General features: G+C 68.0%; 23 protein-coding genes. 10 read left to right on the top strand and 13 right to left on the bottom strand.

The genetic code is table 11. The features are described 5' to 3' along the window. Nucleotides 1–3: 3 nt before the first annotated feature. From G6N58_RS01160 to G6N58_RS01150, 3 genes are read right to left on the bottom strand one after another with little or no spacing between them, the layout of a single operon-like run. Nucleotides 4–726 carry an alpha/beta fold hydrolase gene (locus G6N58_RS01160; protein WP_115280074.1) on the bottom strand — a complete coding sequence of 241 codons (723 nt, stop codon included), beginning with the start codon at nt 724–726 and terminating at the stop codon, nt 4–6. After that, complete coding sequence (locus tag G6N58_RS01155) at nt 723–1,286, bottom strand: carboxymuconolactone decarboxylase family protein (RefSeq protein WP_147289399.1); 564 nt, start codon at nt 1,284–1,286, stop codon at nt 723–725. Before G6N58_RS01155 ends, G6N58_RS01160 begins: the two co-directional genes overlap by 4 nt. Further along, on the bottom strand, nt 1,273–2,358 hold the full coding sequence (locus G6N58_RS01150) for an LLM class flavin-dependent oxidoreductase (RefSeq protein ID WP_115280076.1): 1,086 nt from the start codon (nt 2,356–2,358) through the stop codon (nt 1,273–1,275). The genes G6N58_RS01155 and G6N58_RS01150 overlap by 14 nt, the downstream gene beginning before the upstream one ends. 276 nt (nt 2,359–2,634) lie before the next feature. Here G6N58_RS01150 and G6N58_RS01145 point away from each other — a divergent pair, with 276 nt between their 5' ends. The 5 genes from G6N58_RS01145 (at nt 2,635) to G6N58_RS01125 (ending at nt 8,722) form a co-directional block, all read left to right on the top strand. Beyond that, nucleotides 2,635–3,705 carry a type 2 periplasmic-binding domain-containing protein gene (locus tag G6N58_RS01145; protein WP_147289400.1) on the top strand — a complete coding sequence of 357 codons (1,071 nt, stop codon included), beginning with the start codon at nt 2,635–2,637 and terminating at the stop codon, nt 3,703–3,705. 33 nt (nt 3,706–3,738) lie between these two features. After that, nucleotides 3,739–4,578, top strand: coding sequence for an ABC transporter permease (locus tag G6N58_RS01140; protein ID WP_147289401.1), 840 nt, complete (start codon nt 3,739–3,741; stop codon nt 4,576–4,578). Continuing rightward, on the top strand, nt 4,575–5,627 hold the full coding sequence (locus tag G6N58_RS01135) for an ABC transporter permease (protein ID WP_115280079.1): 1,053 nt from the start codon (nt 4,575–4,577) through the stop codon (nt 5,625–5,627). The genes G6N58_RS01140 and G6N58_RS01135 overlap by 4 nt, the downstream gene beginning before the upstream one ends. Then, entirely contained in the window at nt 5,620–6,363 is a 744-nt protein-coding gene (locus G6N58_RS01130; RefSeq protein ID WP_068918237.1) for an ABC transporter ATP-binding protein, read from the top strand. The genes G6N58_RS01135 and G6N58_RS01130 overlap by 8 nt, the downstream gene beginning before the upstream one ends. Before the next feature lie 103 nt (nt 6,364–6,466). Then, nucleotides 6,467–8,722, top strand: coding sequence for a SpoIIE family protein phosphatase (locus G6N58_RS01125; protein WP_115280080.1), 2,256 nt, complete (start codon nt 6,467–6,469; stop codon nt 8,720–8,722). Here the strand turns inward: G6N58_RS01125 and G6N58_RS01120 are convergent. The 8 genes from G6N58_RS01120 to G6N58_RS01085 all read right to left on the bottom strand — a co-directional run bounded on the left by G6N58_RS01120 (nt 8,712) and on the right by G6N58_RS01085 (nt 16,259). Continuing rightward, on the bottom strand, nt 8,712–9,578 hold the full coding sequence (locus G6N58_RS01120) for a fumarylacetoacetate hydrolase family protein (protein WP_115280081.1): 867 nt from the start codon (nt 9,576–9,578) through the stop codon (nt 8,712–8,714). The genes G6N58_RS01125 and G6N58_RS01120 overlap by 11 nt on opposite strands. Continuing rightward, on the bottom strand, nt 9,575–10,630 hold the full coding sequence (locus G6N58_RS01115; protein ID WP_115280082.1) for an Ldh family oxidoreductase: 1,056 nt from the start codon (nt 10,628–10,630) through the stop codon (nt 9,575–9,577). The genes G6N58_RS01120 and G6N58_RS01115 overlap by 4 nt, the downstream gene beginning before the upstream one ends. After that, the gene (locus G6N58_RS01110) at nt 10,627–11,697 is read right to left on the bottom strand and encodes an amidohydrolase family protein (RefSeq protein WP_115280083.1); all 1,071 of its coding nucleotides are present in this window, start codon (nt 11,695–11,697) and stop codon (nt 10,627–10,629) included. The genes G6N58_RS01115 and G6N58_RS01110 overlap by 4 nt, the downstream gene beginning before the upstream one ends. Further along, entirely contained in the window at nt 11,694–12,770 is a 1,077-nt protein-coding gene (locus tag G6N58_RS01105) for a Gfo/Idh/MocA family protein (RefSeq protein WP_115280084.1), read from the bottom strand. The genes G6N58_RS01110 and G6N58_RS01105 overlap by 4 nt, the downstream gene beginning before the upstream one ends. Nucleotide 12,771: 1 nt before the next feature. After that, nucleotides 12,772–13,923 carry a Gfo/Idh/MocA family protein gene (locus G6N58_RS01100; RefSeq protein WP_232067687.1) on the bottom strand — a complete coding sequence of 384 codons (1,152 nt, stop codon included), beginning with the start codon at nt 13,921–13,923 and terminating at the stop codon, nt 12,772–12,774. Continuing rightward, nucleotides 13,920–14,936: an amidohydrolase family protein gene (locus G6N58_RS01095; RefSeq protein WP_115280085.1), complete on the bottom strand. Its 1,017-nt coding sequence runs from the start codon at nt 14,934–14,936 to the stop codon at nt 13,920–13,922. Before G6N58_RS01095 ends, G6N58_RS01100 begins: the two co-directional genes overlap by 4 nt. A gap of 117 nt (nt 14,937–15,053) precedes the next feature. Further along, nucleotides 15,054–15,626, bottom strand: a complete 573-nt coding sequence (locus tag G6N58_RS01090) for a class I SAM-dependent methyltransferase (RefSeq protein WP_115280086.1) — start codon at nt 15,624–15,626, stop codon at nt 15,054–15,056. A 120-nt stretch (nt 15,627–15,746) separates the two neighbouring features. Then, the gene (locus G6N58_RS01085; protein ID WP_115280087.1) at nt 15,747–16,259 is read right to left on the bottom strand and encodes a SixA phosphatase family protein; all 513 of its coding nucleotides are present in this window, start codon (nt 16,257–16,259) and stop codon (nt 15,747–15,749) included. 228 nt (nt 16,260–16,487) lie between these two features. On the opposite strand from G6N58_RS01085, the gene G6N58_RS01080 reads away from it, so the two are divergent. The 4 genes from G6N58_RS01080 (at nt 16,488) to G6N58_RS01065 (ending at nt 22,330) form a co-directional block, all read left to right on the top strand. Then, nucleotides 16,488–17,627, top strand: a complete 1,140-nt coding sequence (locus G6N58_RS01080; RefSeq protein ID WP_115280088.1) for a metallophosphoesterase family protein — start codon at nt 16,488–16,490, stop codon at nt 17,625–17,627. Then, nucleotides 17,624–20,263: an AAA family ATPase gene (locus G6N58_RS01075; protein WP_115280089.1), complete on the top strand. Its 2,640-nt coding sequence runs from the start codon at nt 17,624–17,626 to the stop codon at nt 20,261–20,263. The genes G6N58_RS01080 and G6N58_RS01075 overlap by 4 nt, the downstream gene beginning before the upstream one ends. A gap of 62 nt (nt 20,264–20,325) precedes the next feature. Further along, a complete protein-coding gene (locus G6N58_RS01070; RefSeq protein ID WP_115280090.1) occupies nt 20,326–21,000 on the top strand; it encodes a response regulator transcription factor in 675 nt (224 codons plus the stop codon). After that, on the top strand, nt 20,993–22,330 hold the full coding sequence (locus G6N58_RS01065) for a sensor histidine kinase (protein ID WP_115280091.1): 1,338 nt from the start codon (nt 20,993–20,995) through the stop codon (nt 22,328–22,330). The genes G6N58_RS01070 and G6N58_RS01065 overlap by 8 nt, the downstream gene beginning before the upstream one ends. A gap of 71 nt (nt 22,331–22,401) precedes the next feature. On the opposite strand, the gene mspA is transcribed toward G6N58_RS01065, so the two are convergent. Continuing rightward, complete coding sequence (gene mspA / locus G6N58_RS01060; RefSeq protein WP_115281906.1) at nt 22,402–23,061, bottom strand: porin MspA; 660 nt, start codon at nt 23,059–23,061, stop codon at nt 22,402–22,404. Between the two features lie 191 nt (nt 23,062–23,252). After that, complete coding sequence (locus tag G6N58_RS01055; protein ID WP_115280092.1) at nt 23,253–24,467, bottom strand: acyl-CoA dehydrogenase family protein; 1,215 nt, start codon at nt 24,465–24,467, stop codon at nt 23,253–23,255. A gap of 120 nt (nt 24,468–24,587) precedes the next feature. Between G6N58_RS01055 and G6N58_RS01050 the strand changes: the two genes are divergently transcribed. Then, nucleotides 24,588–25,667, top strand: coding sequence for an alpha/beta hydrolase (locus tag G6N58_RS01050; RefSeq protein ID WP_115280093.1), 1,080 nt, complete (start codon nt 24,588–24,590; stop codon nt 25,665–25,667). Nucleotides 25,668–25,699: the final 32 nt, after the last annotated feature.

The following is a 25,699-nucleotide window of genomic DNA, read 5'->3' as shown; positions in this document are numbered from 1 at the left end:
CGGTCACGCAGGCACCGCGCTGAGCAGAACCGCCGCGAAGCGGTCGGGAAACTCCACCGCGCAGGCGTGCTTTCCGGGCAACCAGTAGACCGGTTCGGCGCCGGTGACCCGCGCCATCCACTCGGCGGCGTCGCGGAACGGCGGCGTGTCGTCCTCGCCGCACACCACCACCGTGGGCGGCAGATCCGGCGTCAGCAGGGCGCGCACGTCGGCACCGGCCAGCAAATCGCACGAGCGGGCGTATCCCTCGGGGTCGGTGGCCCGAAACGTGCTGCAGGCCTGCAATACCCGGGGATCCCCGGCGTCGGCGAGTTCGGGAGTGAACCACATGGCCACCATCGGGTCCACCAGCGGGCCCAAGCCCTCGGTGCGGGCGGTGTGGGCCCGGTCCCGCCACATCTGCTGCATGGGTTCGGGGTAAACCGGCACGGTGTCCACCAGGTAGGCCGAGGCCACCAGCGCGGGCCGGGTCGCCGCGAGTTGCTGGGCCACCAGTCCACCCAGGGAGATGCCGACCAGGTGCACCGGGGTGCCCAGCCTCGCGATCTGCTGCGCCACCGTATCGGAGTAGGCGGCCAGGCTGGTCCCGACGGGCAGTGCCGGCGCGGCGCCGTGCCCGGGGAGATCCAGGGCGATCGAATGATGCTGCCCCAGGGCGGCCCGCACCGGATCCCAGAAGTGGCGGTCAGAGCCGAGTGGATGCAAAAGGACGAACGGTGGGGTCATCGGGTACTCCTCATGGCTGGTAGGCGCTCGTAGTCGTCGGGCACCGGGGTGCGGGCGGCGTTCATGGTCATGGCGAGGGTGCTGTAGTAGCCGGCGACGCCGATCGCCTCCACCACGCCGGTATCGCCCAGCACTGCGCGGGCCGCCTCGAAGGTGGCGTCGCCCACCGCGCGCGTGTCGAACAGTTCCCGGATCAGCTGCCAGACCGCGCGGACGTCCGGCGGGCCGGTGACTTCCGCGCCCCGGCTCAGCGCCGCCATCACGTCATCGCCCAGTCCGGCCGATCGGGCCAGCGGCGCATGATGGCCCCATTCGAAGTCCTGGTCCCACTCCCGCGCCACGATCAGGATCACCATCTCCCGAAGATGCGCAGGCACCTCGGAGCCAAAGCGCAGGTACGCCCCCACCTCCTGCAGCCGGGTCATCAGCTCGGGGCTGCGCAGCAGCGGCAGGAACGGCCCGAACAGCGACCCGCGCGGCCCGGCGGTGATCGCGTCGACGGCTGCGCGCTGGGCGCCGGTCAACGACTCCGGCAGGGGCAGGCGGTCAGCTGTTGACAAGCGGCATCACCTTTTCGGCCATCAGTTCCATCGAGCGGCGGGCCAGCGCCGGATCCACCCAGTCCAGGCCCGCGTACACCAGCTCCCCGAAATCACCGGTTTGCGAGCGGAATTCGAGGATCTGCTCGGCCACGGACTCCGCGGTGCCGGTGATCACCAGTTGGTCCAGCACGCTGTCGAGGGTGATCTCGTCATCGGGCTGATCGCGACGGGACTTGAACAGCTCCAACCGGCCGATCTTGCGCATCTTGAACAGCATCTTTTCGTAGTAGTACCGGTACGGACTGCTCGGATCCAACCGGCCGTAGTCGCGGGCCACCTTGTCGTCGTCGGCGACGAACACCGTGCGCGCCACCCGCCAGTCGGCGACGTCGGCGACGTCGTTGACGCTCTCCTTGCCCTGGACGTAGTTGGGCCAGTGGGTGGCAACCCATTGCGGGAGCAGGAAATTGGCCGACAGTGGATGAAAGTTTCTGGCGCCCATGGCCACCACGCCCTTGGAGAAGGGCGCCACCACGGTGCCCACGATTTCCGGGCGGGGCTGCTGCAGGGTCTTGGGCAGAATGCCGACGCCCATCTGGTCGTCGAAGGTCTTCTCCGTGGTCACCGGCCACCGTCCGCCGGGTTTGACGAGGGAGTAGGGCGGGTCGCTGTTCCAGATCTCGGTGATGATGTCGATGGATTCGGCGAACATCTCGTTGCGATCCTCGTCGAGGATGCCGAGCACCTCGGCGTCCGACGGCAGTGCGCCGGCGCTGATGCCGAGGATGAAGCGGCCGCCGCTGAGGTGGTCGAACATTGCCGAGTTGGCCGCCACCAGCACCGGGTGCTGGTGCGACAGGTTGGTGGTGCCGGTGCCCAGCCGGATCTGCCGGGTCTCGCTGATCAGGGTGGCCAGGAACACCAGGCTGTTGGTCACGTTCTCGTGCCGGTCGGTCAGGTGTTCCCCGATGAAGGCGTCGTGGAAGCCCAGTTGATCGGCCAGGATCACCGCCTCCCGGTCTTCGCGCAGGGTGTCCGCCCACGGGCGGCCTGCAGGGTGCAGAGGCATCGAGAAGTAGCCGAGTCGCATTGTTCCTCCAGATCAGCGACGGACAGGTGGCTCCAGTAGACGGTGGGAGCCCCGGCTGGATCAGTGGCGTCCGACGCGATGTTGCGGGCTGCGGTTTCACGCGATGCGTCAACACCGCGCGGAGCCGGCTCGGGCGTCACAGCCCGCGACAACGCGGCGAGCAGAAATTCACGGGCGACGACATATGCGGTATAGCCCACTGGCACTGTACTGAGTGTCACAAGTCACAGTCGGCATCCACCAAAGACGGTGGGTGTGCACACAGAAGGAGCACTCGTGACCGTTAAGAAGAAACTCCGGGTGGTAGCGGCCGCGGCGATGGCACTGACGCTGGTCGTCGGCTGTTCCGGCGGCTCCGAGAGCGCTGCGGGCGGCGACGGGCAGGTGATCCGCTTCGCGTTCGCCCCGGACCCGGTGTGGGACCTGCTCACCGACTCCGGCGAGCTGGCCAAGTGGCAGGACGAGAACAACATCCGTATCGAGACCTCCACCACCTGGGACGAGTTCACCTACTTCGCCGGCGGTCACGGCGACATCGTGTCGATGTCCACCCAGGAGACCCCGGTGCTGGAGATGCAGACCGGCATCGAGACCGTGACATTCGGCAAGTACAACTACCAGCGCGTGCCGCTGCTCAAGCGCGCGGGCGACCCGTACGAGACCCTCGAGGACATCCCGAAGGGCAGCAAGATCTGCGTGTCGGGCCCCACCTCCAACACCGCCTTCTGGACGGTGCTGGCCAAGGAGATGCACAACCTGGATTACCGGGTGGGTGGCGGCGACTTCCAGTTGATCGTCAACGACCACTTCGTCAACCCGACCAACCTGTTGCGCGGCGACTGCGAAGCGGCAGCCGTCATTCCCGAGGCGGCGGTGCCGCAGCTGCGCAAGGGCGAGCTCGAGATCATGTACGGCGGCAAGCTGCCGTTCCAGCTGTACTCGGAGTTCGCCCCCGACAGCGACGATCAACTGCACGTGGTCGGCAACAACTTCACCGCCACGGCCGAGTGGTACGACAACAACCAGGAGCTGGCCGGCAAGTTCCTCGAGCTCTGGCAGCACGGTGTCGAGATGTTCCAGGAGCAGAAAGCCGACGTCATCCGCAAGTACCCGCAGCACTTCTCGGTCGAATCCGAGGAGGACATCAACTACATGATCGACTTCATGTCCGGAGACAACGACTGGTTCGTCAAGAACGTTGCGCTGGAGCCGGATTGGATTCCGGTCGAGACCGAGATCTGGAACCTGATGAAGAACCTGAACCCCGAGAACGCCAACTTCCTGCCCGCCGACGCACCCACGCCGCGTTTCGAAGCGGTGGGAGTCGACGCGCAGACCAAGCCGTAGACCGAATCGACCAGCAGAGACGAGAGGGCGACAGTGTCCACGACGTTGGAGTCACCACCCAAGACGCCCACGCGGACGAGCGAGGAAGACATCGTTCGCGCGGCGAAACGCAAAGACAGAATCACGACATGGGGCTGGCGCCTCGCCGGATACGTGTTCTTCCTGGGGATCTGGGAGCTCGCGTCCGGCAACCTGATGGACGAGCGGCTGTTGCCGGGGCCGTCGACGGTGTTCACGACGTTCGGCCGGCTGTGGGCCTCTGGTGAGGTCCCTGGCGCCTTCGCCACCACCTTGACCCGCATCGCGATCGGGTTCTCGCTGGCCTTCATCATCGGCATCGGTATCGGCATCCTGATGCAGAACCGGTTCCTCAACGGGTTCTTCCGCGACGCGGTGACTGTCGGTGTCACCACCCCCGGCCTGATCTGGGCCCTGATCACCGCGATCATCTTCGGCAACCGCACGGCCGGGCCCATCATCGCCATCGTGCTCACCACGTTCGCCATCATCACCGTCAACGTCTCCGAGGGCATCAAATCGATCCCGAAGGACCTCAACGACATGGCGAAGTCCTTCGATGTCAGTGTGGTGAAACGCAACCGGCACATCGTGATTCCCCATCTGGCGCCCTTCACCTTCACCGCGGTGCGGTTCGGATTCTCGATCGCCTGGAAGGTCACGGTGCTCACCGAGGTCTTCTCCGCCTCGCAGGGAATCGGATTCGAGATGCGTACGGCCACCCAGTTGTTCCGGCTCGACGAGTTCCTCACCTGGATTCTCGCGTTCTACTTCGTCGCGCTGTTCCTCGACAAGGTGGTCCTCGAGTCGATCGAACGCCGGTTCTTCTCCTGGAGAGGTGAGCTCAAGTCATGAGTGTGATCAACGAAGACCGGGCCGCCAGGCACGTCGGCCCGCCGCCTCCGTCACCGCTGGGCAAGGCCTGGCAGAAGGTGACCCGCAGCTCGACCACCGGCCGGATTCTGTTCCCCGTTGTGGTGCTGGTGTTCTGGCTGCTGGCCATCAAGCTCGTCACCACCATCTGGCCGTTCTCCGTCGACGTCCTGCCCACCCCCTGGCAGGTGTTCAGCTTCATGGGCGATGAGCTGCGTGGAGACACCCTGGCCCCGCACAACATGTACGTGACCTTCGGGATCTCGTTGCAGCGCCTGGCCATCGGTATGGTCATCGCTTTGATCATCGGCACCGTAATCGGGATCGCGATGGGTCTGTCGAGGGCAGTCGACGCGTTCTTCAACGACTGGGTGGTGGCCATCCTGGCCATGCCGAACCTGGCCTGGGCGCTGTTCTGCAGCCTGGCCTTCGGGTTCGGCGATCTGGGCCCGATCATCACCGTGGTACTCACCGGCGTGCCGTTCGTCATCATCAACGTCCGCGAGGGTGTCCGCAACACACCCACCGACCTGTTCGACATGGCTCGGGCGTTCGATGTGCCGCGCGAGCGGGTCATTCGCAATGTGCTCATTCCGTCGCTGATGCCATTCCTGTTCGCCGCCGCGCGGTACTGCTTCGCGCTCGGCTGGAAAGGCCTGGTGGTGGCGGAGGTCTTCGGCGGCCAGGACGGCGCCGGCTGGACCATCAAGTTCTGGTACGACGCGCACCGGGCGTACGGCGTGATCGGCTACGCCCTGCTGTTCGTGGTGTTCGCGCTGATCTTCGAGAAGTTCATGTTCGACCAGCTGTCCAAGCGGTTGTTCAGGTGGCGCCCGGCCGTCGACATCGAAGTGGTGGAGGAACGCTTCGACGGTCCATCCAAAGCTGCGGTCAAGGCCGCGGGCGCCGCGGGCACCGCCACCGGGGCGGCACTGGGCAGCATCACGCTGGCCACCGAAGGGCCGAAAGCCTTGCCGGACGAAACAACCGACCCCGACCCCGACAACCCGAGAAGGAACAGCAATGGCTGAGATCATCGTCTCTGACCTGCACAAGGAATTCGGCCTCGGTGCCGACAAGGTCATCGCTCTGGAGAACGTCAACCTGGAGATCAGCGGCCACACGTTCGTCTCCATCGTCGGCGCGTCCGGCTGCGGCAAGTCCACCCTGCTCAACATCCTCAGCCGCATCGATGTCCCCACGAGCGGCCGGGTGAGCATCACCCAGGACGGGAAACCCGCACGGGCCGGCTACGTCTTTCAGGCCGCGCGGCTGCTGCCATGGCGCTCGGTGATGGACAACATGCTGTTCGTGCAGAAGGACCGCTCCGAGGAGACCCGCAAGCGGTGCCAGCACTACCTCGAGATGGTGCAGCTGGGCGACAAGGGTGACAAGTATCCCGGCGAGCTCTCCGGCGGTATGCAACAGCGCGTCGGCATCGCCCGGGCGTTCGCCACCGAACCCGACGTGCTGTTCATGGATGAACCCTTCAGCCACCTCGACGCGATCACCTCACGCACCCTGCGTGCCGAACTGCATCAGATCTGGGCGTCGACCGGCAAGACGGTGGTGTTCGTGACGCACGACGTGGGTGAGGCAGTGGAACTCTCGGACCGCATCCTCGTGTTTGCCAAGGGTGGACGGCTGGCTGATGACATCAAACTGACGCTTCCGTTCCCCCGCGACGTCGCCGATGCCGACGTCGCGGTCAAGAAAGCCGAGGTGTTCAAGACGTTCGAGGACATCGGGGCCCTGGCGGTGTCGTAGCGCCGACCGGCTGTGACGCGCGGGATCCGGACAGGGTCCCGCGCGTTTCTGGTTGGATGGGTGTGCACCGAACACAGGGTTGGAGGTTGGCTGCGTGACCGGCATGGATGGGGCAGACGACGGGTTCGTCCCGGTCGGCACCCCCATCGATCTGGACAACTGTGCGCGGGAACCGATCCACATCCCCGGCAGTATCCAGCCCCGTGGTGTGCTGGCAGTGCTCCGTGAGCCCGATCTGGTGATCCGTCAGGTCAGTGCCAACGTCACCGAACTGCTGGGCCTGCCTGTCGACGAGGTGGTGGGCCACGAGCTGTCGGCGCTGATCGGCCCCGAGCAGGCCGCCCGGGTCGAACAGGCCACCTCGACCTTCGCCGACCTGCGGTCACGCAACCCGCTGGAGTGTGAACTGGTCGTGGACGGCCGGCTCCAGCCTTTCGACATCATCCTGCACCGCGAGCCCGGAGGGGTGCTGCTCTTCGAGTTGGAGATCGCCTACGGCGAGCGGCCCTTCTCGTTTCCGAACACCTACCAGGCGGTGCGCGGGTCGGTCGAGCAGCTCAACCAGGCCGCGACCTTGTCCGAGCTGTACACCACGACCGCCCGGGCCGTGCGTGAGCTCACGGGGTTCGACCGGGTGATGGTGTACCGCTACGACCAGGACTACAACGGCGAGGTGGTCGCCGAGGACCGGCGCGAGGACCTCAATTCGTTCCTCGGGTTGCACTACCCCTCCACCGACATCCCGGCGCAGGCCCGCGCCCTCTACGAGAAGAACTGGATCAGGCTGATCGACGACGTCGGTTACACCCCGGCACCCCTGGTGCCCGCTGTGGACCCCGAGCGCGGCGAACCGCAGGACCTGACCTTCGCCACCCTGCGCAGCGTCTCGCCCATCCACATCGAGTACCTGCAGAACATGGGTGTGCAGGCGTCGATGTCGATCTCGCTGTTGCGGGACGGGAAGCTGTGGGGGCTCATTGCCTGCCACCACTACGACCGCCCGCACCTGCCGCCCTACGGCACCCGCGCCGCGGCCGAGTTCCTGGGCTCGACCCTGTCGCTGCGGCTGGTGGACCAGTTCGAGGACGACCAGCTGCGCAATCGGCTCTCCGCGCAGGCCGTGCTGACCCGCCTCATCGCCGCCACCTTCGATGACCGGCTGCCGTTGGCCGAAACCTTGTTGGGCACACCGAATCTGCTGGACCTCGTGCCCGCCGAGGGCGTCGTGGTCAACATCAACGGCGACCGGCGGTCCTTCGGCAAGGTCCCCGACTCAGAGGCAGTCGAGGCAGTCGTCGGGTGGGCGCGCGCCGGTGTCGACGACGTGGTCAGCGCCGAGTGCCTGTCCCGCGAACTGCCTGCCGTGGGGCTGGATCCCCAACTGGCCGCAGGCGCGCTGGTGGTCAACCTCCCCGACGATCAATACGTCGTCTGGTTCCGGCGCGAGGTCGTCCGCTCGGTGGACTGGGGCGGCGATCCGTCCAACAAGGCGATCGCCGTCCAGGAGGGTGACGACGTACGGCTGAGCCCGCGCAAGTCCTTCGAGCGGTGGCAGGAGCTCGTGCACGGCTGCGGCCAACCGTGGTCGCGCACCGAACTCGAGTCCGCCGACACCTTGCGCGGACAACTGGTCGAGTCGCTGTATCAGCGCACCAGGGCCGCCCTGCGGGTGGCCGAGCTGCTGCAGCGCAGCCTGATGCCGGAATCGCTGCCCGAGGTCGAGAACTGGTCGCTGTCAGCACATTACGAGCCTGCCGCCGGTGACAACGTGGGCGGGGACTGGTACGACGCCTTCACGTTGCGCGATGGCAGGCTGATCGTGGTGCTCGGTGATGTGGCGGGTCACGGAGTCACGGTGGCCGGCATCATGGCGCAGCTGCGCAACGTCCTGCGCTCTCAGCTGTTCGCCGGCGCTACCCCGGCCGAAGCGCTGGGGCAGCTGAACACGTTCAGCTTGCACATGCTGCCGCGAGCGTTCGCCACGGTGGTGGTGGCCCGGGTGGATCTGGGCTCCGGTCAGGTGGAGGCCGCTTCTGCCGGTCATCTGATGCCGTTCGTGACCAATTCGGTGTCACACGCCGTTCCCGCTCCCATCCAGCTGTCACCACCGATCGGGGTGGCCCGCGGCGCTGTGTACGCGCCGAGTTCGTTCACCGTCGAAACGGACCACGGCCTGGTGCTGTATTCAGACGGCTTGGTGGAGCGCCGCGGACGGGCCATCGACGACGGCCTCGACGAGTTGGGCCGTACCCTCGGCGGTGCGGGTGACGTTGCGGCGTCCCAGATCTGGTCGATGCTGGCGCGGGAGTTCACCGACGACGATGTCACGGTGATGACGCTGCGGCGGTCTACACCGTAGGGTTGGTCAGCGTCCCCAGGCCGTCGATCGTCACCTCCATCACGTCGCCGGGCTTCAGGAATTTCGGGGGAGTGAAGCCCAGCCCCACCCCGACCGGTGTGCCGGTGGCGATCACATCTCCGGGCTCCAGCAGCACCGCGTTCGAGATCGCGGAGATCAGCCGCGGGATGTCGAAGATCAGTTCCTTCAGCGTGGTGTCCTGGCGCAGTTCACCATTGACACGGGTCTGCAATCGCAGCGCGGTCACGTCGGCGATCTCGTCGGCGGTCACCAAGGCCGGGCCCATGGGTCCGTAGGTGTGGGCACTCTTGCCGATGAAGAACTGCACATGGCGCTTCTGCAGGTCGCGGACGGTGACGTCGTTGACGATGGTGTAGCCGTAGACGTGATTCCAGGCGTCGGCCTCGTCGATCTGGAAGCCACCGGGGCCGATCACCACGGCCAGCTCGCCCTCGTAGTCGCTGGTGTGCGTGGCGTCAGCGCTGACGTTCACCGGGGCACCCGGATCCGTCAGTGAGGACAGCGCTTTGGTGAAGATCACCGGTTCATCGGGCACGACCTGCTTCTGGGAGGCGTCGAACCCGCTGCCGGCGAACTCCTTGGCGTGTTCGTAGTAGTTCTTGCCCACACACATGATGTTGTTGCGCGGCCGGATCGGAGCCTGCAGCGTCACATCGGCCAACGGCAGCCGCGGCCCGCTCAGTGTGGAGGCACGCCGCAATCCCTCGGCGCCCAGTGCGACGAAATCCACCATGGTGGACGGCAGTTCGGGGTCTGCTGCCAGGGGCATCACCTCATCGCCGTCGAGGATGCCGATCGCGGTGCGCTCGGCGTAGCGGTAGGTGACGAGTTTCATGTGGTCTCCTCATGCAGGGGGGAGTCGATGGCGAACCGGCGGGCCACCGTGTCGAGGTCGACGGCCAATCTATCTGCTATGGGCACACCGCGCCGTTCGTTGTCTGCGCGGGTGGCGGCCGCCGAGTCGCCGGGCAGGCGCACCGGCCCGCCGTCGGAGGAGCCTGAGTATCGCAGCGCATCCAGGTGGCTGGTCAGCGCCGCCAGCACCTCACCCTGGTCGCGGAACAGGTCGGCCCGCAACACCAGGATCGCCTGCCCGGTGTTGGTGGGCGTGTGCAGGTCGTGCAGGTGGTCCACGACCTCGGCGCCGAAGGCCGCGCCGTTGAGCACACCGGCCAGCAGCCCGAAGGCGATGGTCAGCCCCGCGCCTTTGTAGCCGCCCATCGGGAGCAGAAAGCCCTCGTGGGCGCGGGTGGGGTCGGTGATGGGAGTGCCGTCGGCGGCGGACACCCAGCCCTCGGGGATCGGAACACCCTGCTGGGCAGCTACTTTGATACTGCCGTGGGATGTCGCGGTGGAGGCGATGTCGAGTACGAACGGATGAGTCTTGGTGGGAATGGCGATCGCGATGGGGTTGGTGCCCAGGATCGGATTGATGCCGCCCCAGGGCGGCATCCCGTTGGCGTTGGCCACCGCAAGATAAATCCCGATCAGTCCCGCGTCGGCGGCCATCTCGGCGTACAGCCCCGCCGCGCCCGCGTGATTCGAGTGCACGGTGCCCACCCAGGCCAGACCGGAGGCCCGGGCTTTGGTGATGGCGATCTCGGTGGCCCGCGTCATCACCACCTGGCCCAGTCCGTTGTCGCCGTCCACCAGTGCCGACACCGGTGTCTCGTGCCGGATGGTCAGCACCGGGGTGACGTTCACGCCGCCGGCCTCGATGCGTGCCACATACGGCGTCAACCGGATCAGACCGTGACCGGTGCGGCCCCGCAGATCGGCCTCGACCAGACGGCGCGCCGTGAGATCCGCGTCCGCGGGCGGCACCCCGCACGCCTGCAGAACATGGCAGGCGAACGACGTCAGCGTCTCGGCCCGGCAGCGGATCATCGTCCGGCCAGGTCGATTCCGAAGAGACGCAGGGCATTGCCGCCGAGGATGCGGTCGCGGTCAGCGGGGTCCAGCTGCGCCCCGTCCAGGAACCCGACCGGATCCACCGTACCCATGTCGAACGGGTAGTCCGTACCCATCAGCACGTGGTCTGCGCCCAGCGTCGAGACCAGATGTTCCACCATGCGTGGGTCGAAGACATTGGTGTCGACATAGATCCGCTTCAGCACCTCACTCGGTGGTACCTCGAGGTGGTGGCGCAGTTCGGGGCGCACCGCCCAGGCATGATCGGTGCGCGCGGAGTAGAACGGCAGATAACCCCCGCCGTGCACCACCAGCAGCCGGAGGTCCGGGTGCCGGTTCCACACCCCGCCGAGGATCATCCGGGTCACCGCCAGCGTGGAGGCCAACGGCATGCACATGACGTTCACCAGGTAGTAGTCGCTGAAGCGCTGGCCGTGGGTGAAGCCCTGCGGATGCAGGATCACCGTCATCCCCAGTTCCACCGCCGCCTCCCACACCGGGTCGAAGCGGCGGTCGTCGAGGTCCTTGCCCAGGACATCGGCACTGATTTCCACGCCCCGGAAGCCGAAGTCGCGGTGGGCTTCCCGAAGTGTCTCGACAGCGAGCGCCGGGTACTCCATCGGTACGTTGGCCACCGCGGCGAAGCGGTCCGGCCACGTCGCCACCACCTCGGCGAACCGCTCGTGCTGAATCCGGTTGGCGCGTCTGGCCTCGTCCTCAGGCAGCCAGTAGAAGTACTCGGTGGGTGGCACCGCCAGGATCTGCATGTCGACGCCTTGCAAATCCATGTCCGCCAACCGCTGCTCGGCGTCCTCGAACTGGGCGGTGTTGTGTGCACTGGCCCGGTACTCGGCGTTGTACCTCGTGGTCTCGGGGGACGAGAACAACGACCGTGGCTCGTATTCCGGCAGGAAGTACGGTTTGGCCAGCGTGGCGGCCGGCTGCACCGACAGGTGGGTGTGCGCGTCGACCGTGGGCACACCCGGTTTGGGGACCCGCGACGGCGCGACCGTCGGTGCCAGCTCGGGCCACCACGCACTCATGCGAGCGCTGCGTGCTCGCCGAGTGAGGAGATGAGGTCCTCCCGGGACAACGGGAGTTCCACCACCTGGTTGCGCTCGGCCGACAGGTCGGCGGCGAGATAGATCTCCATGGTGACCCTGGCCAGTTTCGCGTCCACCATCACCGGCCGGTCGTAGGCCACGGCCTCGATGAAGTGAGTGGTCTCGCGTTCCATCGGACCCGCATACACGTGGTCGACGTACTCACCGGGCATGGTCGACAGGGGAAACTGCACGCCCTGGCTGACGGTGTTGAGCACGATGTCGCGGTGGCTGGCATCGGCCAGGATGGCGCCCTCGGTTCCGATCACCTCCATCCAGGTGGTGGACTGGTTGGGGTAACCCGGCGGCAGTGACATCCCGGCTCCGACGGTGACCACCACGCCGTCGTCCATGGTGATGACGAGGTACTGGGTGTCCGGGCAGCCCAGGGTGTCTTTTCTCACGCCCCAGGCGTTCTGGGAGTACACCCGCACCGGGCGACGCGGTTCCAGGCACCACAGCGCGAAGTCGATGTCGTGGGTGGCCTCCATGGCCGCCGGCGACAGTTTGGTGCGACCGGAGATCTTCGCGCCCAGCGAGCGGGTGATGTGTCGGCTCAGCAGAACGCTGCTGACGTCGCCCAGAGTGCCCGCGGTGATGGAGCGTTTGATCATCGCCTGCTTGGAGTTGAAGCGCTGGGAGTAGCCGATGGTGAACTTCAGGTTGTTGGCCTCGGCGATCTCGATCAGCTCATCTGCCTCGTCGAGGGTGACGGCGATCGGCTTCTCCAGCAGCACATGCTTTCCCGCCTCGAGGGCGGCCTTGGCCATCGGGAAGTGCAGTGTCTCCGGGGTCGCCGACACTGCCACCGCGTCCACGGCAGGGTTGTCGATGATGTCCTCCCACCGGTCGGTGACGGTGGTGGGCCGGGTCATCTCGGCGATCTCGGCGCGCCGCTCGGGGTTGGTCTCGGCGAGGTGCAGTTCGTCCACCAGGGCACTGTTGGCGGCGGCCACGGCGCGGATACCGCCGCACCAGCCGGTCCCGATCACGCCGAAGTTGATCCTGTCCATGTCAGTTGCCTTTCAGTTCGTCGAGGAGTTCATCAGCCGAAATCGGCAGCGGCACGGGCTTTCCGGTCTTGGCGGAGAGGTCCATCGCCATGGTGTGGATCAGGTTGGCGTGACCGTCGGCGGCGGTGGCGTGCGGGGTCGGAACGCCACGGCAGACCCGGGCGAACCAGGTCGTGGTCTCCTCACGCATGGGGCCCCAGAGCAGCCCGTCGGAGATGTCGCCGGGTGGGTAACTGCCCACGAAATCGACATGGCGCGCGGCCGGCGGTTCGAAGCCGCGGCTGTTGTAGCCGGCCGGTTGACCGATCTCGGAGGCCAGGATGACATCGCGGTGGGTGTCTTCGATGTCGATGACACCGCGGGTGCCCACGATGCCGACCTCCAGGCCGTAGACCGCACCCGGCCACTGGGTGGGCAGGGCCCAGTTGATGTTCATGCTGAACACCACGCCGTCATCCATCGTGAAGATGCCCGAGGTGCCGTCTTTGGTGCCGATGGGACCGAGGGTGCGGTCGGTCGAACGGGCATAGACTTCAACGGGTTTGCGGCCTTCGAGCAGCCACATGCTCATGTCCAGGCTGTGGGTCCCGGAGATCACCATCGGGGTCAGTGCGGAACGGGGCGCGTCCGCGGGGACTTTGCGCAAGGTGGCCTCGGGCACCATCCGGTTCATGAAGGCCCGGGTGACCACCGTGGTGACATCGCCGATCTGGCCGTCGCGGAGCCGCTGTTTGACGGTCTGGAACCGGCGCCGGAACCGCTGGGTGTAACCCACCACCGCGTCCACCTGCGCACCCTGGATGGCGGCATAGACCTGCGCCGATTCAACGGGATTGGTGGCCAACGGCTTCTCGATGAACAGCGGGACCCCGAGTTCCACCGCGCGCAGGATCGGGTCCACGTGCTCGCGTTCGTCGGTGGCGATGATCACCGCCCCCACTTCGGGGCGGGCCAGCAGTTCGGCGACGTTCGTGGTGGCGAAGTCGGCGTCGGTGTCGGCTTCGAGATCCTTCAGTGTCTGCTCGTCGACGTCACACAGACCCAGCCAGCCGATACCGGGGTATTCGCGAGCCAGTTTGGCGCGGATGCGCCCCACTGTCCCGCAGCCGATCACGGCCAGGCCGACGGTACCGTGCGCCTGCAGGGTGGTCATGAGAGTCCTAACAGTCGGGCGGCGTTGCCGCCGGCGATGAGATCGATCTCGTCCTGTTTGAGCCCGGTGCACGCGCCCAGCAGGGCCAGGGGGTCGTCGTCACCCATGTCGTAGGGGTAGTCGGTGCCCAGGACGATCTGCTCGGCGCCGTACAACCCGGCCAGGTACTCCACCTGAGCGGGCTCGAACACCATGGTGTCGAAGAAGAACTTGCGCAGGTAGCTGGTCGGCAGGTCCGGCACCCCCTCGCTGACATCAGCCCTGGCGCGCCAGCCGTGATCGATGCGCCCGGCATAGGCGGGCAGATAGCCCCCGCCGTGCACCACCACGATCTTCAGATCCGGATAGCGCGCCACCACACCGTCGAAGATCAGGTGCGAGGTGGCCAGCGTGGCTTCGAAGGCATGGCCGATGATGTTGACGAAGTTGTGGTCGGCCAACCGCTGTGCGTGGGTGGCGCCCTGGGTGTGGATCACCACCACCAGCCCCAGTTTCTGCACCTCCGCCCAGAACGGGTCCAGGCGTGGTGACGAGATCTCCTCGCCTTCGACGTGGGTGCCGATCTCGATGCCGCGCATACCGAGTTCCTGCGCGAGATACCGCAATTCCTGGATCGCGGCGTCGGTGTCCTGCAGGGGTACGGTGCCCAACGGCAGGAAGCGGCCGGGATACTTCGACGTGGATTCGACGAATTCCTCGTTGATGATGCGCGACACCTTGGCGCCGAGGTCCGGATCGGCCCAGTAGTAGTACTGGTACACCGCCACCGCCACGGCCTGGATGTCGACGCCCATCCGGTCCATGTCCTCGAGTCGGACGTCCAGCAGGTCCATCTTGGGCCGGATGAACTCCAGCTGCCGTTTGTTCACCGCCTGGGTGGTCGGATTGCCATGTCCCAGAGCCACTTTTCCGGCGGCGCGGGCAGCCTCGGCCATCAACTCCCCGGCCGGGCCACATTCGCGGTGGCAGTGGATGTCGATGACCGGGCCGTCGGTACGGGTCGCCCTCAACACAGATCGCCTCCTCAGCTGTCCAGCCGAGCCTAAGGCGAGCGTGGTGTGGCCCACAGTGTCGTCGTCCGTGAATGTCCCGGGGTCAGGCTCCCGTCGGACGACATGGCCGCTGGTCGCTCAGACGATCGCTCTGGTGATGCGGTACACCGAGGCGGGCGGCAGGTTGCGCAGGGTCCGGCCCACCAGTTCGGCGCTCAACCCGGCCTGGGCCAAGACCGACGACGAGACGGGACAACGAGGTGCGTAAGTGAACTGGTACATCGCCGCGTCCGGGGTGCTGCGGGCGAACACCGATGCCAGGATCGTCTGGACGCGGTCGGCCCGCATCGACAGCAGCGGCAGACCGCTGACGACCGCCGTGTAGGGGGCCTCCGGGTCGGTGGCGTCGGCGGCGTCGGCACACAACACCCGCGCGGCGGGGAAACGGGACCGCAGGGCACGGGCGAAGTCGGGGCCGGACTCGACCAGCGTCAGATCGGCCTCGGGAACCCCGCGCGCCAGCAACGCGGTGGTGAACGCGCCCGTGCCGGGCCCCAGCTCGAGCACCGGGCCGGCACCTGCTGGAACATCCCGGGTGATCAGCTCGGACAATGCCGTGCCGGAGGGAGCCACAGCCGCGACCCGCAACGGGTCGCGCAGCCACGATCGAAAGAAGTAGAAGCCGTTGAGTCGCTGGGCGTCGGTGGTCACAGATGGGTTCCCTCGGTGGTCAGTGGATCGCGTCGGGCTCCCTATCACCTATCTCGGTACCGCGGCGCTACGCACATCCTCATAGCGTTTGCATAGCTTCGCGACTCGACAGCCCTGGCGTCAGCGCGGCACGTGGAATCTCTCCAGCGCCGCGCCGCCCAACTCCAGGGAGTCCCACGGGCCGGGAACGCGCAGCACCGCCAGCGCCGAGGTGGGGTACTTCCGGGAGATCTCGCGGGCGGCGGACTCATCGGTGCCGGGCCCGCCCGCCAGCCCGAGCGCCACCGAGGACATCGCCGGTTCGTGGCCGATCACCAGCAGCGTACGTACGTGCGGTGAGACGGCGTTGATCTCCGCGATCACGTCGCCGGGCCTGGCGTCATACAACCGGTCGACGTACTGCGCCGGCGCGTCGATCCCGGTCCGGGCCAGAGTCTGCCGGGTGCGGGTGGCCGTCGAACACAGCACGGCCTGCACCGGCGGGTCGACGACCCCGCTGCGCAGCCAGTCGCCGGCCAGACCGGCCTCGCGCACCCCGCGCGGAGCGAGTGGGCGCTCGTGGTCTGCGACGCCGTCCGGGTAGTCGGACTTGGCGTGCCGGAGCAGGATCAGCGTGCGGTGGGCGTCGCTCATGAAGGAAGACCCTAGCCAGGCTGATCGCACCCGCCGCGGGCCGGCGACCACCGCCCGCTACTGGGGATGTCGCTGGTGGCGTTCCTGCTGGTGGATCGGCTTCTGGCCATCGTGAAACGCAGACGCGCGCCGCGGTTGAGCTGATCTGTCAGACGGCCGTCCTAGACTCGCCCTGCTCGATCACAACGGCACACGCCCGATCACACCGACTCAGGAAGGACGGCCCGGATGCGATTCGTCCACACCGCCGACTGGCAGCTCGGGATGACCCGGCACTTCCTCGAAGGTGAGGCCCAGCCCCGCTACTCGGCCGCCCGGCGTGACGCCGTGGCGGGGCTGGGTGCCCTGGTGGCCGACACCGGGGCACAGTTCGTGGTGGTTGCCGGAGATGTGTTCGAGCACAATCAGCTTGATCCACGGGTGGTCAGCCAGTCGCTGGAGGCCATGCGCGCGATCGGCGTGCCGGTCTACCTGCTTCCCGGCAATCACGATCCGCTGGATGCCTCGTCGGTGTACACCAGCGCGCTGTTCCGCCAGGAGTGCCCGGCGAATGTCACGGTGCTGGACCGGTCCGGGGTGTTCCCGGTGGCGCCCGGAGTCGAGATCGTGGCCGCACCTTGGCGTTCCAAGAAGCCCACCCACGATCTGGTGGCCGAGGCGCTCGACGGTGTGGTTGCCGACGGCACCCGCCGCGTGCTGGTGGCCCACGGTGGGGTTGACATCCTCGACCCGGATCCCACCCGGCCCGGCTCCATCATGCTGTCGGCGCTGGAGGCCGCGTTGCGTGACGGCGCAGTGCACTATGTGGCGTTGGGGGACAAGCACTCCCGAATGCGGGTCGGGACGACGGGCCAGATCTGGTATTCCGGCTCGCCCGAGGTGACGAACTACGACGACATCGAGCCCGATCCGGGGCAGGTGCTGGTGGTCGATCTGGGTGACCAACCGAGTGTGACACCGCACCGGGTCGGTACCTGGCGGTTTGTCACCCTGCGTCGCCCCGTCGACGACACCCGCGACATCGCCGATCTCGACCTGAACCTCGACATGCTGCCGGACAAGGACCGCACCGTGGTCCGGCTGGCGCTGACGGGCACGCTCACGGTCACCGAACGCGCGGCCCTGGACGCCTGCCTGGACAAGTACTCCCGGTTGTTCGCCTGGGTCGGGTTGTGGGAGAAGCAGTCCGACATCGCGGTGGTACCGGCCGACGGTGAGTTCACCGACCTCGGCATCGGAGGTTTCGCCGCCTCGGCGGTGGAGGAGCTGGTGGCTGTGGCGCAACAGGACGACGAGTCAGCCGGTGACGCCCAGGCCGCGCTGGCGCTGCTGCTGCGGCTCACGGCGCCGCTGGGGGGTGCGGCATGAGGTTGCACCGGCTGGTCCTGACCAACTACCGCGGTATCTCGCATCGGGAGATCGACTTCCCCGAGCACGGCGTCACGGTCGTGTACGGCGCCAACGAGGCGGGCAAGTCCTCGATGATCGAGGCGCTGGACCTGCTGCTGGAGTCCAAGGACCGCTCCACCAAGAAGGACGTCAAGCAGGTCAAGCCCACCCACGCTGATGTCGGGGCGGAGGTCACGGCCGAGATCAGCTCGGGCGCATACCGATTCGTCTATCGCAAGCGCTTCCACAAGAAGGCCGAAACCGAACTCACCGTGCTCGCGCCGCGCCGCGAGCAACTCACCGGGGACGAGGCGCACGAGCGGGTGCGGGCCATTCTCGACCAGACCGTCGACAGCGGCCTGTGGCAGGCCCAGCGGGTGCTGCAGTCGGCGTCCACGGCCGCCGTGGACCTCGCCGGCAGTGACGCGCTGTCCCGAGCGTTGGACGTCGCCGCCGGTGAGTCCGGCGGTGCCCTCTCCGGTGCCGAACCGCTGCTGATCGACAAGATCGAGGCCGAGTACGGGCGGTACTTCACGGCCACCGGCAAGCCCACGGGGGAGTGGTCTTCCGCAGTCAAGGCACTGCAGGCCGCCGAGGAGTCGGTGGCCCGGTGCACGCAGGCGCTCGCCGAGGTCGACGAGTTGACCCGTCAGCACGCGCGGCTCAGCGCCGAGGTCGCGGCCGCCCAGCAGCTGCTGGCGCCCGCGGCGGCGCGGTGTGCCGCAGCGGAACAGGCGCAGAGCCACATCGACGTTCTGCGCGACGAGCTGCGTACCGCCGAGGTCGAACTCGACGCGGCCCGGCTGGCGCAGGCGGCTGCGGCGGCGGCACACCAGGACCGGCTGCGTCTGCGGGCGGATATAGACGCGCGTGCGGCCGCGGTCACTGCTGCGGCCTCCGCCGCCGCCGAGGCACAGGAGGCCGAAGCAGTGGGCCGGGACATGGTGGCCACCGCGGAGCTGGCCGCGGTAGCAGCGGCCGAGCAGCTCGCCGTGGCGCAGGACCGTGCCGACGCCGCGCGCGCGTGCGTCACCACGCTCTCCGACCGGGACGAGGCCGATCGCCTGTCGGCGCGGTTGGCCAAGGTCGACAGCCTGGCCCGCGAGCTGGCGCAGGTGTGCGCCCAGTTGCAGCCGATCTCATTGTCGGAGAGCATCTTCCGCAGTGTCGAGAAGGCTGCCGCCGCCGTCGAGATCGCTCGCGGCCGGGTCGAGGTGGTGGCCCCACGGGTGCACATCACCGCGGAGTCGGAGGTGACGCTGACCGTCGGTGAGCAGCAGGTCACCGTGGCGGCGGGCCAGTCGTATGAGGCCAGCGCGGCACAGGCCGTCACCCTGCAGGTGCCGGGTGTGGTCGCCGCGCACATCGATCCGGGTGCCGGTGCCGCCGACGTCCACGCCACACTGCTGGCAGCACAGGACCATCTGCGGGCGGAGCTGGCTCGCGGCGGTGCCACCGACCTCGAGCACGCCCGCGCCGTCGACCAGGCTCGCCGGGAACTCACCGCGCGGCGTGAGCAACTGCGGGCGCGGCTGTCGGATCTGCGTGGCTCCGACGACGAAACAGAGCTGCGGCAACGGCTTTCCGCCTTGCAGGCCGCAGCGCCCGCCCCGGCGGGACTCTTCGACGACGATCTGCCCACTCTGGATCTGCCGCAGGCCCGGGCCGGGCAGGCCGCAGCCGAGGCCGCGCTGAAACAGGCTCGCGCACACCATTCCACCCAGCAGAAGCTGGCCGTTGCGGCCGCCGCGCAGCTGAATCAGCGGACAGTGGCAGCCCAGGTGAGTCAGGCCGCGTCGCGCACTGCGCAAGCCGAACTGACCGCCGCCCAGGATCGGCTGGCTGCGGCGCGCGCCGGCGTCGCCGACGACGAGCTGGCGGTGCGTGTGCACGCGGCGGCCGATACCGCTGCGCGCGCGGCGCAACAGGTGCAGACGCTGGCCGACCGCCTTGCGCAGGCGCAGCCGCAGGAGGTGGCCACCGAGCTCACCGCCGCCCGGCAGGCCGCCACGGAGCTGAGGCGTCGCCACGATCAGTTCGCCGCCGAGCTGCGCGATGTCGCCGTCGAGCTGTCGGTGCTCGGCAAGGAGGGGCGCAGCGGCAAGCTCGATGCCGCGCAGATCCAGCGTGAACACGCCCTCTCGGCGCACGCCAGGGTGTCCGGCCGCGCGCGGGCCGCCGGCTTGCTGCGCACGGTCATGGCCCGCCACCGCGACGACACCCGCAGGCGTTACGTCCAGCCGTTCCGCGCCGAGGTCGAACGGCTGGGCCGGGTGGTGTTCGGGCCCACGTTCGAAGTCGAGGTCGACAGCGACCTGCAGATCGTCAGCCGCACCCTGGACGGCCGCACGGTGCCGTACCAGTCCCTCTCCGGGGGCGCGAAAGAGCAGCTGGGCATCGTGGCGCGTCTGGCCGTGGCCGCCCTGGTGGACAAGCAGGACTCGGTGCCGGTGCTCATCGACGACGCTTTGGGGTTCACGGATCCGCAGCGGCTGGCCAAGATGTGCGAGGTCCTCGACGTCGCCGGCACCCAGGGGCAGGTGATCGTCTTGACCTGCGTTCCACAACGGTACGAGGGTGTGGAGTGCGCCCATCACATTGAGGTCAGGCCGTAGTCCGGGGGTGACCTGGGGTGCCCTTCAGGCGCCGTTCACACGCGGGCGGCGACACTGGTCAGATGCGCATCTTGGTGGTTGACGACGAAGCGCGGTTCGCCGACGGGATCCGGCGCGGACTGCAGGCCGAGGGATTCGCGGTGGACCTGGCCCACACCGCGGCCGACGGACTGTGGCGGGCGCGGGAGATCCGCTATGACGCGATCGTGCTGGACATCATGATGCCCGAGATGAACGGCTACGTCGTGTGCCGGACGCTGCGCGCGGAGGGGGACTGGACGCCCATCCTGATGCTCACCGCCAAGGACGGCGGCTGGGATGAGGTGGAAGGCCTCGACACCGGCGCCGACGACTACGTGGTCAAACCGGTGGAGTACCCGGTGCTGGTGGCGCGCCTGCGTGCGCTGATCCGCCGGGGCCGCCCGCAGCGGCCCACCCTGATCGACGTCGGGTCGCTGCAGATCAATCCCGCCACCCGGGAGGTGCGGCGAGCGGGGCGGCCGGTGCAGCTGACCGCCCGCGAGTTCGCGGTGTTGTCGTATCTGGCCCGCGATCCGGCGGTGGTGCGCTCCAAACAGGAGATCCTCGAGGGTGTGTGGGCCGACGAGTTCGACGGCGATTCCAACATCGTCGAGGTCTACATCGCCCATCTGCGCGCCAAGGTGGACCGACCGTTCGGCCTCGACACCATTCAGACGGTGCGCGGGGCCGGCTACCGGCTGGTCGCCGATGTCTAGGCGGCGCGGGCCGTCGCTGCGGGTACGGATCACGGCGGCCACCACGGCGGTGGTGCTGCTGGTGTTGTCCACTGGCGCGGTCGCCTTCATCGCGCTGGTCTGGCACACCCTGCTCAACATTCAGGCGCAGTCGGCCAAGGCCCAGGCCGTCCAGGTCGCCGACAGTGCGCACCGCCGGGGCGGCCTGCCGGCCAGTGAGGTGTTGCCGCCCTTTGACGGCGACGACGTGATCATCCAGCTGCAGGAGCAGGGGCAGGTGACCGCCACCGCGGACTTCGAGTACGTCGGGCTGGGCCCGTTGCCGCTCTCTGATTCGCAGACCATCGTGAACGTGCGCGGCGACCGCTACATCGTGGAGTCCGCACCGGTGGACCCGGCGATCAGCGACTCCGGGAGTGTGGTGGTGGGCCGTTCGGTCGAAAGTGAGTACGACGCAATCCATCTGGTGGCGGTGCTGTTCACCGTGGCGGTGCCGGCGGTCAGTTTGTTCGTCGCCGGGCTGACGTGGGTGGTGGTGGGTCGCTCGCTGCGCCCGGTGGAGCAGATCCGCGTGGACGTCGAATCGATCGGTGAGGATCTTTCTCGCCGGGTCGATCCCCCGGGCGGTCGCGACGAGGTGGTGCGGTTGGCCAACACCATGAACCACATGCTCGATCGGCTCGAGGCGGCGCAGCGCAATCAGCAGCGCCTGGTCTCCAACGCCAGCCATGAGCTGCGGTCACCGGTGGCGGCCATCCGCCAGCATGCTCAGGTGGCGCTGCACCATCCCGAGGTCACCGACATCGATTCCCTGGCCTCGGTGGTGGATATCGAGGCCGCCCGCCTCGAAGACCTGGTCAACGACCTGCTGCTGCTTGCCCGGCTCGACGAGGGCGAGATCCGCAATCGGGGCGAGGTCGATCTGGACGACATCGTGTTGGCCGAGGCGGGCCGGTTGCGCCGGCTCGGGGTGACGGTCGACACCTCTGGTGTGGGCCCGGCCCGGGTGCTGGCCGATCAGGGGCTGATCTCCCGCGCGGTACGCAATGCCGCCGACAACGCCCGGCGGCACACCCGCACCCGGGTGGATTTCACCCTCGCGGTTCGGGACGGGTGGGCGTACTTGACCGTCGACGACGACGGGGACGGGGTGCCGGAGGACGATCGGGTCCGGCTGTTCAACCGCTTCGAACGGCGCGACGATGACCGGAGCCGCAGCCACGGTGGTGCCGGTCTGGGGCTGGCCATCATCGCCGAGGCCGCGCGCGATTCCGGCGGCCGGGCGGTCTTGGGGAGCTCACCGCGCAACGGCGCGCGGTTGGAGATGCGGCTGCCCGAGCACGACGGGTGAAGCGCCGCCGCAGACGCCGATGCCCGGCGGCTGCGTGAAGCAGCCGCCGGGCATCGAGTGAACAGGTTCTGTCAGTTCATGTTCCACGGTTCGCCGTAGGTGGTCACGCTGTCACCGGCCGAGGAGATGAGCCGGGCGTAGGGACGCAGTAGCACGCCACCGGCAGCACCGGTCACGGTGCCGTGGGCGTTGGAGACCGCGACCGCACCGCCCTCGCCGGCGACGTCCACGGAGAAGGTGGCGACTTCCTGGATGCCGGGGCCGTTGCCCAGGTCAGCGGAGATCGACACGCCGGGGAACAGCGGCGGGGTCACGATGGCGGGGATCAGGTCGATACCAAGGGCGCCGGTGATGGGGCTGAACGAACCGAAGTCCTGACCGTCGAAGGCGATGTTGGGGGTGGTGTAGCTGAAGTTGATGCCCACACCCAGCGACCACGGGAAGCCGACCTGGTAGCCCAGCTCGAGCACACCCTCGAACTCGTCGGCATCCTCGCCGGTCACGGCGTAGACGGCCTTGCCGGAGTGGAACCACTCGCGGGTGAGGCGGTTGCGGTCCAGCGGGAAGACGCCGTTGAGGAACGTGTCCCACTGCTGGATGGTCAGGGTGCGACCCTGGCCGTCCACCAGGCTCAGCTCATTGTCCAAGCCGGCGTGCGACGTGCCCGTGCTCGCGAACAGTGCCGCCACAGCAGCCATCATTGCCACCAGCACTCGTCCAATTGCCTTCATCTTCACCCGTTTTCCCTGCTGAGTCATGGATTCGCAGCAAGCTCGACTGCGGTGTCGAACCAGGCTCCAGGCTCAGGCGGTGTGCCGGCCGGTGGAGCGGCGCGATCCTTTCACTTGCAGGCTTAATCGCACCTTAAAGCGATTCGTGGAGTCTCACCGGCGCTGACCGCCGGTGAGACTCCACAAATCCCTCAGAAGTAGGCGTTGGCGGGGACGGGGGTGTGGTGCAGCAGGTTGGCGCCGATCGCGACGGCCTTGAGCGCGACGGGATTGTGCAGGGTGATGGTGCGGATGTTGCGCCAGTGCCGGTCCAGGTTGCGGGTCCGGCTGGCCGCGCTGGCACCGCCGAGTTCCAGCAGCCGCGTCGCGGCGTCGAGGGCCACGGCGTCGAGGTGCACCTTCACCTGGGCGGCGCGCAGCTGGGCGTGCTGCGCCAGCTCGGCATCGGGGACACCGTTCACCGCCGAATCGTTGGCCGCGGCGATGGCATCGGCGGCATCGAGCACCGCCGCGCGGGCCACGGCGGCAGTGGATGCCAGCTCGCCGAGCAGCTTCTGGTGCAGCGGGTCGTCCACCGGGGCGTCGGCCAGGGCGTGGCTGAAACTGCGGGTCCGGCTGCGCAGCAGTGTGATCCCGTCGTCGACCACCGACGCCAGCACCCCGGCGACCACGGCGTGGATGTAGAGCTGCAACGAGGCGTACTGCACAGTGGGCGTGGGTTCGGCGTCATACGGCGTGTCCACCAGGATCTCGTGGGGGTGCACCACCACGTCGGTGAAAACCGTGGTGCCGGTGCCGGTTCGGCGCTGCCCGAAGCCGTCCCAGTCGTCCACCAGCCGCACGCCGGCACGGTCGGTGGGCACCAGCACCGAGGCCACCGAATCGTGGTCGGTGGTGGCGGCCACGGTGAGGTAGTCGGAGAACAACGTGCCGGTGCTGTAGTACTTCTCGCCGGCCAGTCGGAAGGTGCCGTCCTCGGTGGGCAGCAGCCGGGTGTTGAAGACCAGGCTGCCCACCGCCAGGGCGCCCTTCTCGCTGAACGCGTTGCCGAAGAGCTTGCCGGCCGCCGCTTCTCGCAGCCAGCGCTGCGAACCCTGATCTGCGATGGTGCGCAACCGTTCCTCGACGAACCAGAAGTGGGTCCGGAAGATGTGGGCGACGATCGGGTCCGCGCGGGCGACGTCGATGACGGCCGAAAACAGCTCGCGCACCGACAATCCCGCCCCACCGAGATCGCGGGGCAGTCGCAGGATGCCGAACCCGGCCCGCTTGAGCGCGGCCACCTGATCGAAGGGATTCTCGTCGGCCAGGTCGCGGTCCTTCGCGCCGGCGCCGATCTCGGCCAGCAGGGCGGTGAACTTCTCGGAGCCGGGCAGGTGCAGATCCACGGCGGGTGCTTGTGTCATGCCCTGGTTCTACCGAGGCCCGGACGGCCGGACACTGCTTAGGCTCAGCGCGAACCTAAGCCCGACCTCGGATGCCCCAAAGTCCGGAGAATTCACGCCCACGAGCGTTACGCTTTGCCGATGTTTCGTATCTCGCCGCTCGACGTCGCGCTGGCGATCAGTGACATCGCGGTCCGCCTGCCGGTCGTGGGCCGACACTGTGTGCCGTTGGGCCAGCTGACGGCCGCGGGCGCCTTCGGGGTCCGGGTGCTCGCCGGCCTGGGCCGATCTGCGGACACGCGTGAGCTGCCGCAGGTCGACGACACCATGGAATGGTCGGAGGACGCTGTCCCGCCGGTGCTGCGGGCCTGGGCGCACCGCCGGGAGTTCCTGCACCGCGCCGACGTGCCCTACGGCCCGGCCCGCGGCCAGCTGCTGGACGTCTGGCGGCGCAAGGATCTCACGGGGCCGGCGCCGGTGATGGTCTTCCTGCCCGGCGGCGGCTGGGTGCACGGCGGCCGCGTCCTGCAGGGCTACGCCCTGATGTCGCACCTGGCCCAGCGGGGCTGGGTCTGCCTGTCGGTCGACTATCGGGTGGCTCCGCAGCATCGCTGGCCCCGACACGTCCAGGACGCCAAGGCCGCCATCGCGTGGGCACGTGCCCACGCTGCGGAATTCGGCGGCGATCCCGCATTCGTGACCGTCGCGGGCTGCTCGGCGGGCGGGCACCTCGCCGCGCTGGCCGGTCTGACCCCGGGCGCCCCCGAGTTCGGCGCCGAACTCGCCCCTGGCGCCGACACCTCGGTGGACGCCGTCGTGGGGATCTACGGGCGCTACGACTGGGTGGACCGTTCCACCCGCGAACGCGAGGATCTGGTCCAGTTCCTGGAGCAGATCGTGGTGCGGGCGCGCCTCGACGAACGGCCTGAGGTGTTCACGCAGGCTTCGCCCATCGAGCGGGTGCACACCGACGCCCCGCCGTTCCTGGTCGTGCACGGCAGCCGCGACGGCATCATCCCAGTGCAGCAGGCCCGTGATTTCGTCCACCGGCTGAGTGCGGTCTCCCGCGCAGGCGTCTCCTACCTGGAACTTCCGGGTGCCGGGCACGGCTTCGACATGCTCGACGGCCGCCGCACCGGCACCGCCGTGGTCGCCATCGCCGACTTCCTGGAGCAGGTGCACACCGATCACCTGGCCGGGGCGCCGCGGCGCGCCGGCTGACGGCCCAGGTACCGCGGGCACAATTGGCGTCG

The sequence above is a fragment of the Mycolicibacterium tokaiense genome (assembly GCF_010725885.1).
GTDB classification, from domain to species: domain Bacteria; phylum Actinomycetota; class Actinomycetes; order Mycobacteriales; family Mycobacteriaceae; genus Mycobacterium; species Mycobacterium tokaiense.
This window is presented reverse-complemented; position numbering and strand designations above follow the sequence as displayed.

What these genes read in the sequence shown, in the direction of transcription:
- G6N58_RS01160 (WP_115280074.1), bottom strand. Translation starts at nt 726, where the DNA reads ATGACCCCACCGTTCGTCCTTTTGCATCCACTCGGCTCTGACCGCCAC.
- G6N58_RS01150 (WP_115280076.1), bottom strand. Translation starts at nt 2,358, where the DNA reads ATGCGACTCGGCTACTTCTCGATGCCTCTGCACCCTGCAGGCCGCCCG.
- G6N58_RS01135 (WP_115280079.1), top strand. Translation starts at nt 4,575, where the DNA reads ATGAGTGTGATCAACGAAGACCGGGCCGCCAGGCACGTCGGCCCGCCG.
- G6N58_RS01130 (WP_068918237.1), top strand. Translation starts at nt 5,620, where the DNA reads ATGGCTGAGATCATCGTCTCTGACCTGCACAAGGAATTCGGCCTCGGT.
- G6N58_RS01125 (WP_115280080.1), top strand. Translation starts at nt 6,467, where the DNA reads ATGGATGGGGCAGACGACGGGTTCGTCCCGGTCGGCACCCCCATCGAT.
- G6N58_RS01120 (WP_115280081.1), bottom strand. Translation starts at nt 9,578, where the DNA reads ATGAAACTCGTCACCTACCGCTACGCCGAGCGCACCGCGATCGGCATC.
- G6N58_RS01115 (WP_115280082.1), bottom strand. Translation starts at nt 10,630, where the DNA reads ATGATCCGCTGCCGGGCCGAGACGCTGACGTCGTTCGCCTGCCATGTT.
- G6N58_RS01110 (WP_115280083.1), bottom strand. Translation starts at nt 11,697, where the DNA reads ATGAGTGCGTGGTGGCCCGAGCTGGCACCGACGGTCGCGCCGTCGCGG.
- G6N58_RS01105 (WP_115280084.1), bottom strand. Translation starts at nt 12,770, where the DNA reads ATGGACAGGATCAACTTCGGCGTGATCGGGACCGGCTGGTGCGGCGGT.
- G6N58_RS01100 (WP_232067687.1), bottom strand. Translation starts at nt 13,923, where the DNA reads ATGACCACCCTGCAGGCGCACGGTACCGTCGGCCTGGCCGTGATCGGC.
- G6N58_RS01085 (WP_115280087.1), bottom strand. Translation starts at nt 16,259, where the DNA reads ATGAGCGACGCCCACCGCACGCTGATCCTGCTCCGGCACGCCAAGTCC.
- G6N58_RS01080 (WP_115280088.1), top strand. Translation starts at nt 16,488, where the DNA reads ATGCGATTCGTCCACACCGCCGACTGGCAGCTCGGGATGACCCGGCAC.
- G6N58_RS01075 (WP_115280089.1), top strand. Translation starts at nt 17,624, where the DNA reads ATGAGGTTGCACCGGCTGGTCCTGACCAACTACCGCGGTATCTCGCAT.
- G6N58_RS01070 (WP_115280090.1), top strand. Translation starts at nt 20,326, where the DNA reads ATGCGCATCTTGGTGGTTGACGACGAAGCGCGGTTCGCCGACGGGATC.
- G6N58_RS01065 (WP_115280091.1), top strand. Translation starts at nt 20,993, where the DNA reads ATGTCTAGGCGGCGCGGGCCGTCGCTGCGGGTACGGATCACGGCGGCC.
- mspA (WP_115281906.1), bottom strand. Translation starts at nt 23,061, where the DNA reads ATGAAGGCAATTGGACGAGTGCTGGTGGCAATGATGGCTGCTGTGGCG.
- G6N58_RS01055 (WP_115280092.1), bottom strand. Translation starts at nt 24,467, where the DNA reads ATGACACAAGCACCCGCCGTGGATCTGCACCTGCCCGGCTCCGAGAAG.
- G6N58_RS01050 (WP_115280093.1), top strand. Translation starts at nt 24,588, where the DNA reads ATGTTTCGTATCTCGCCGCTCGACGTCGCGCTGGCGATCAGTGACATC.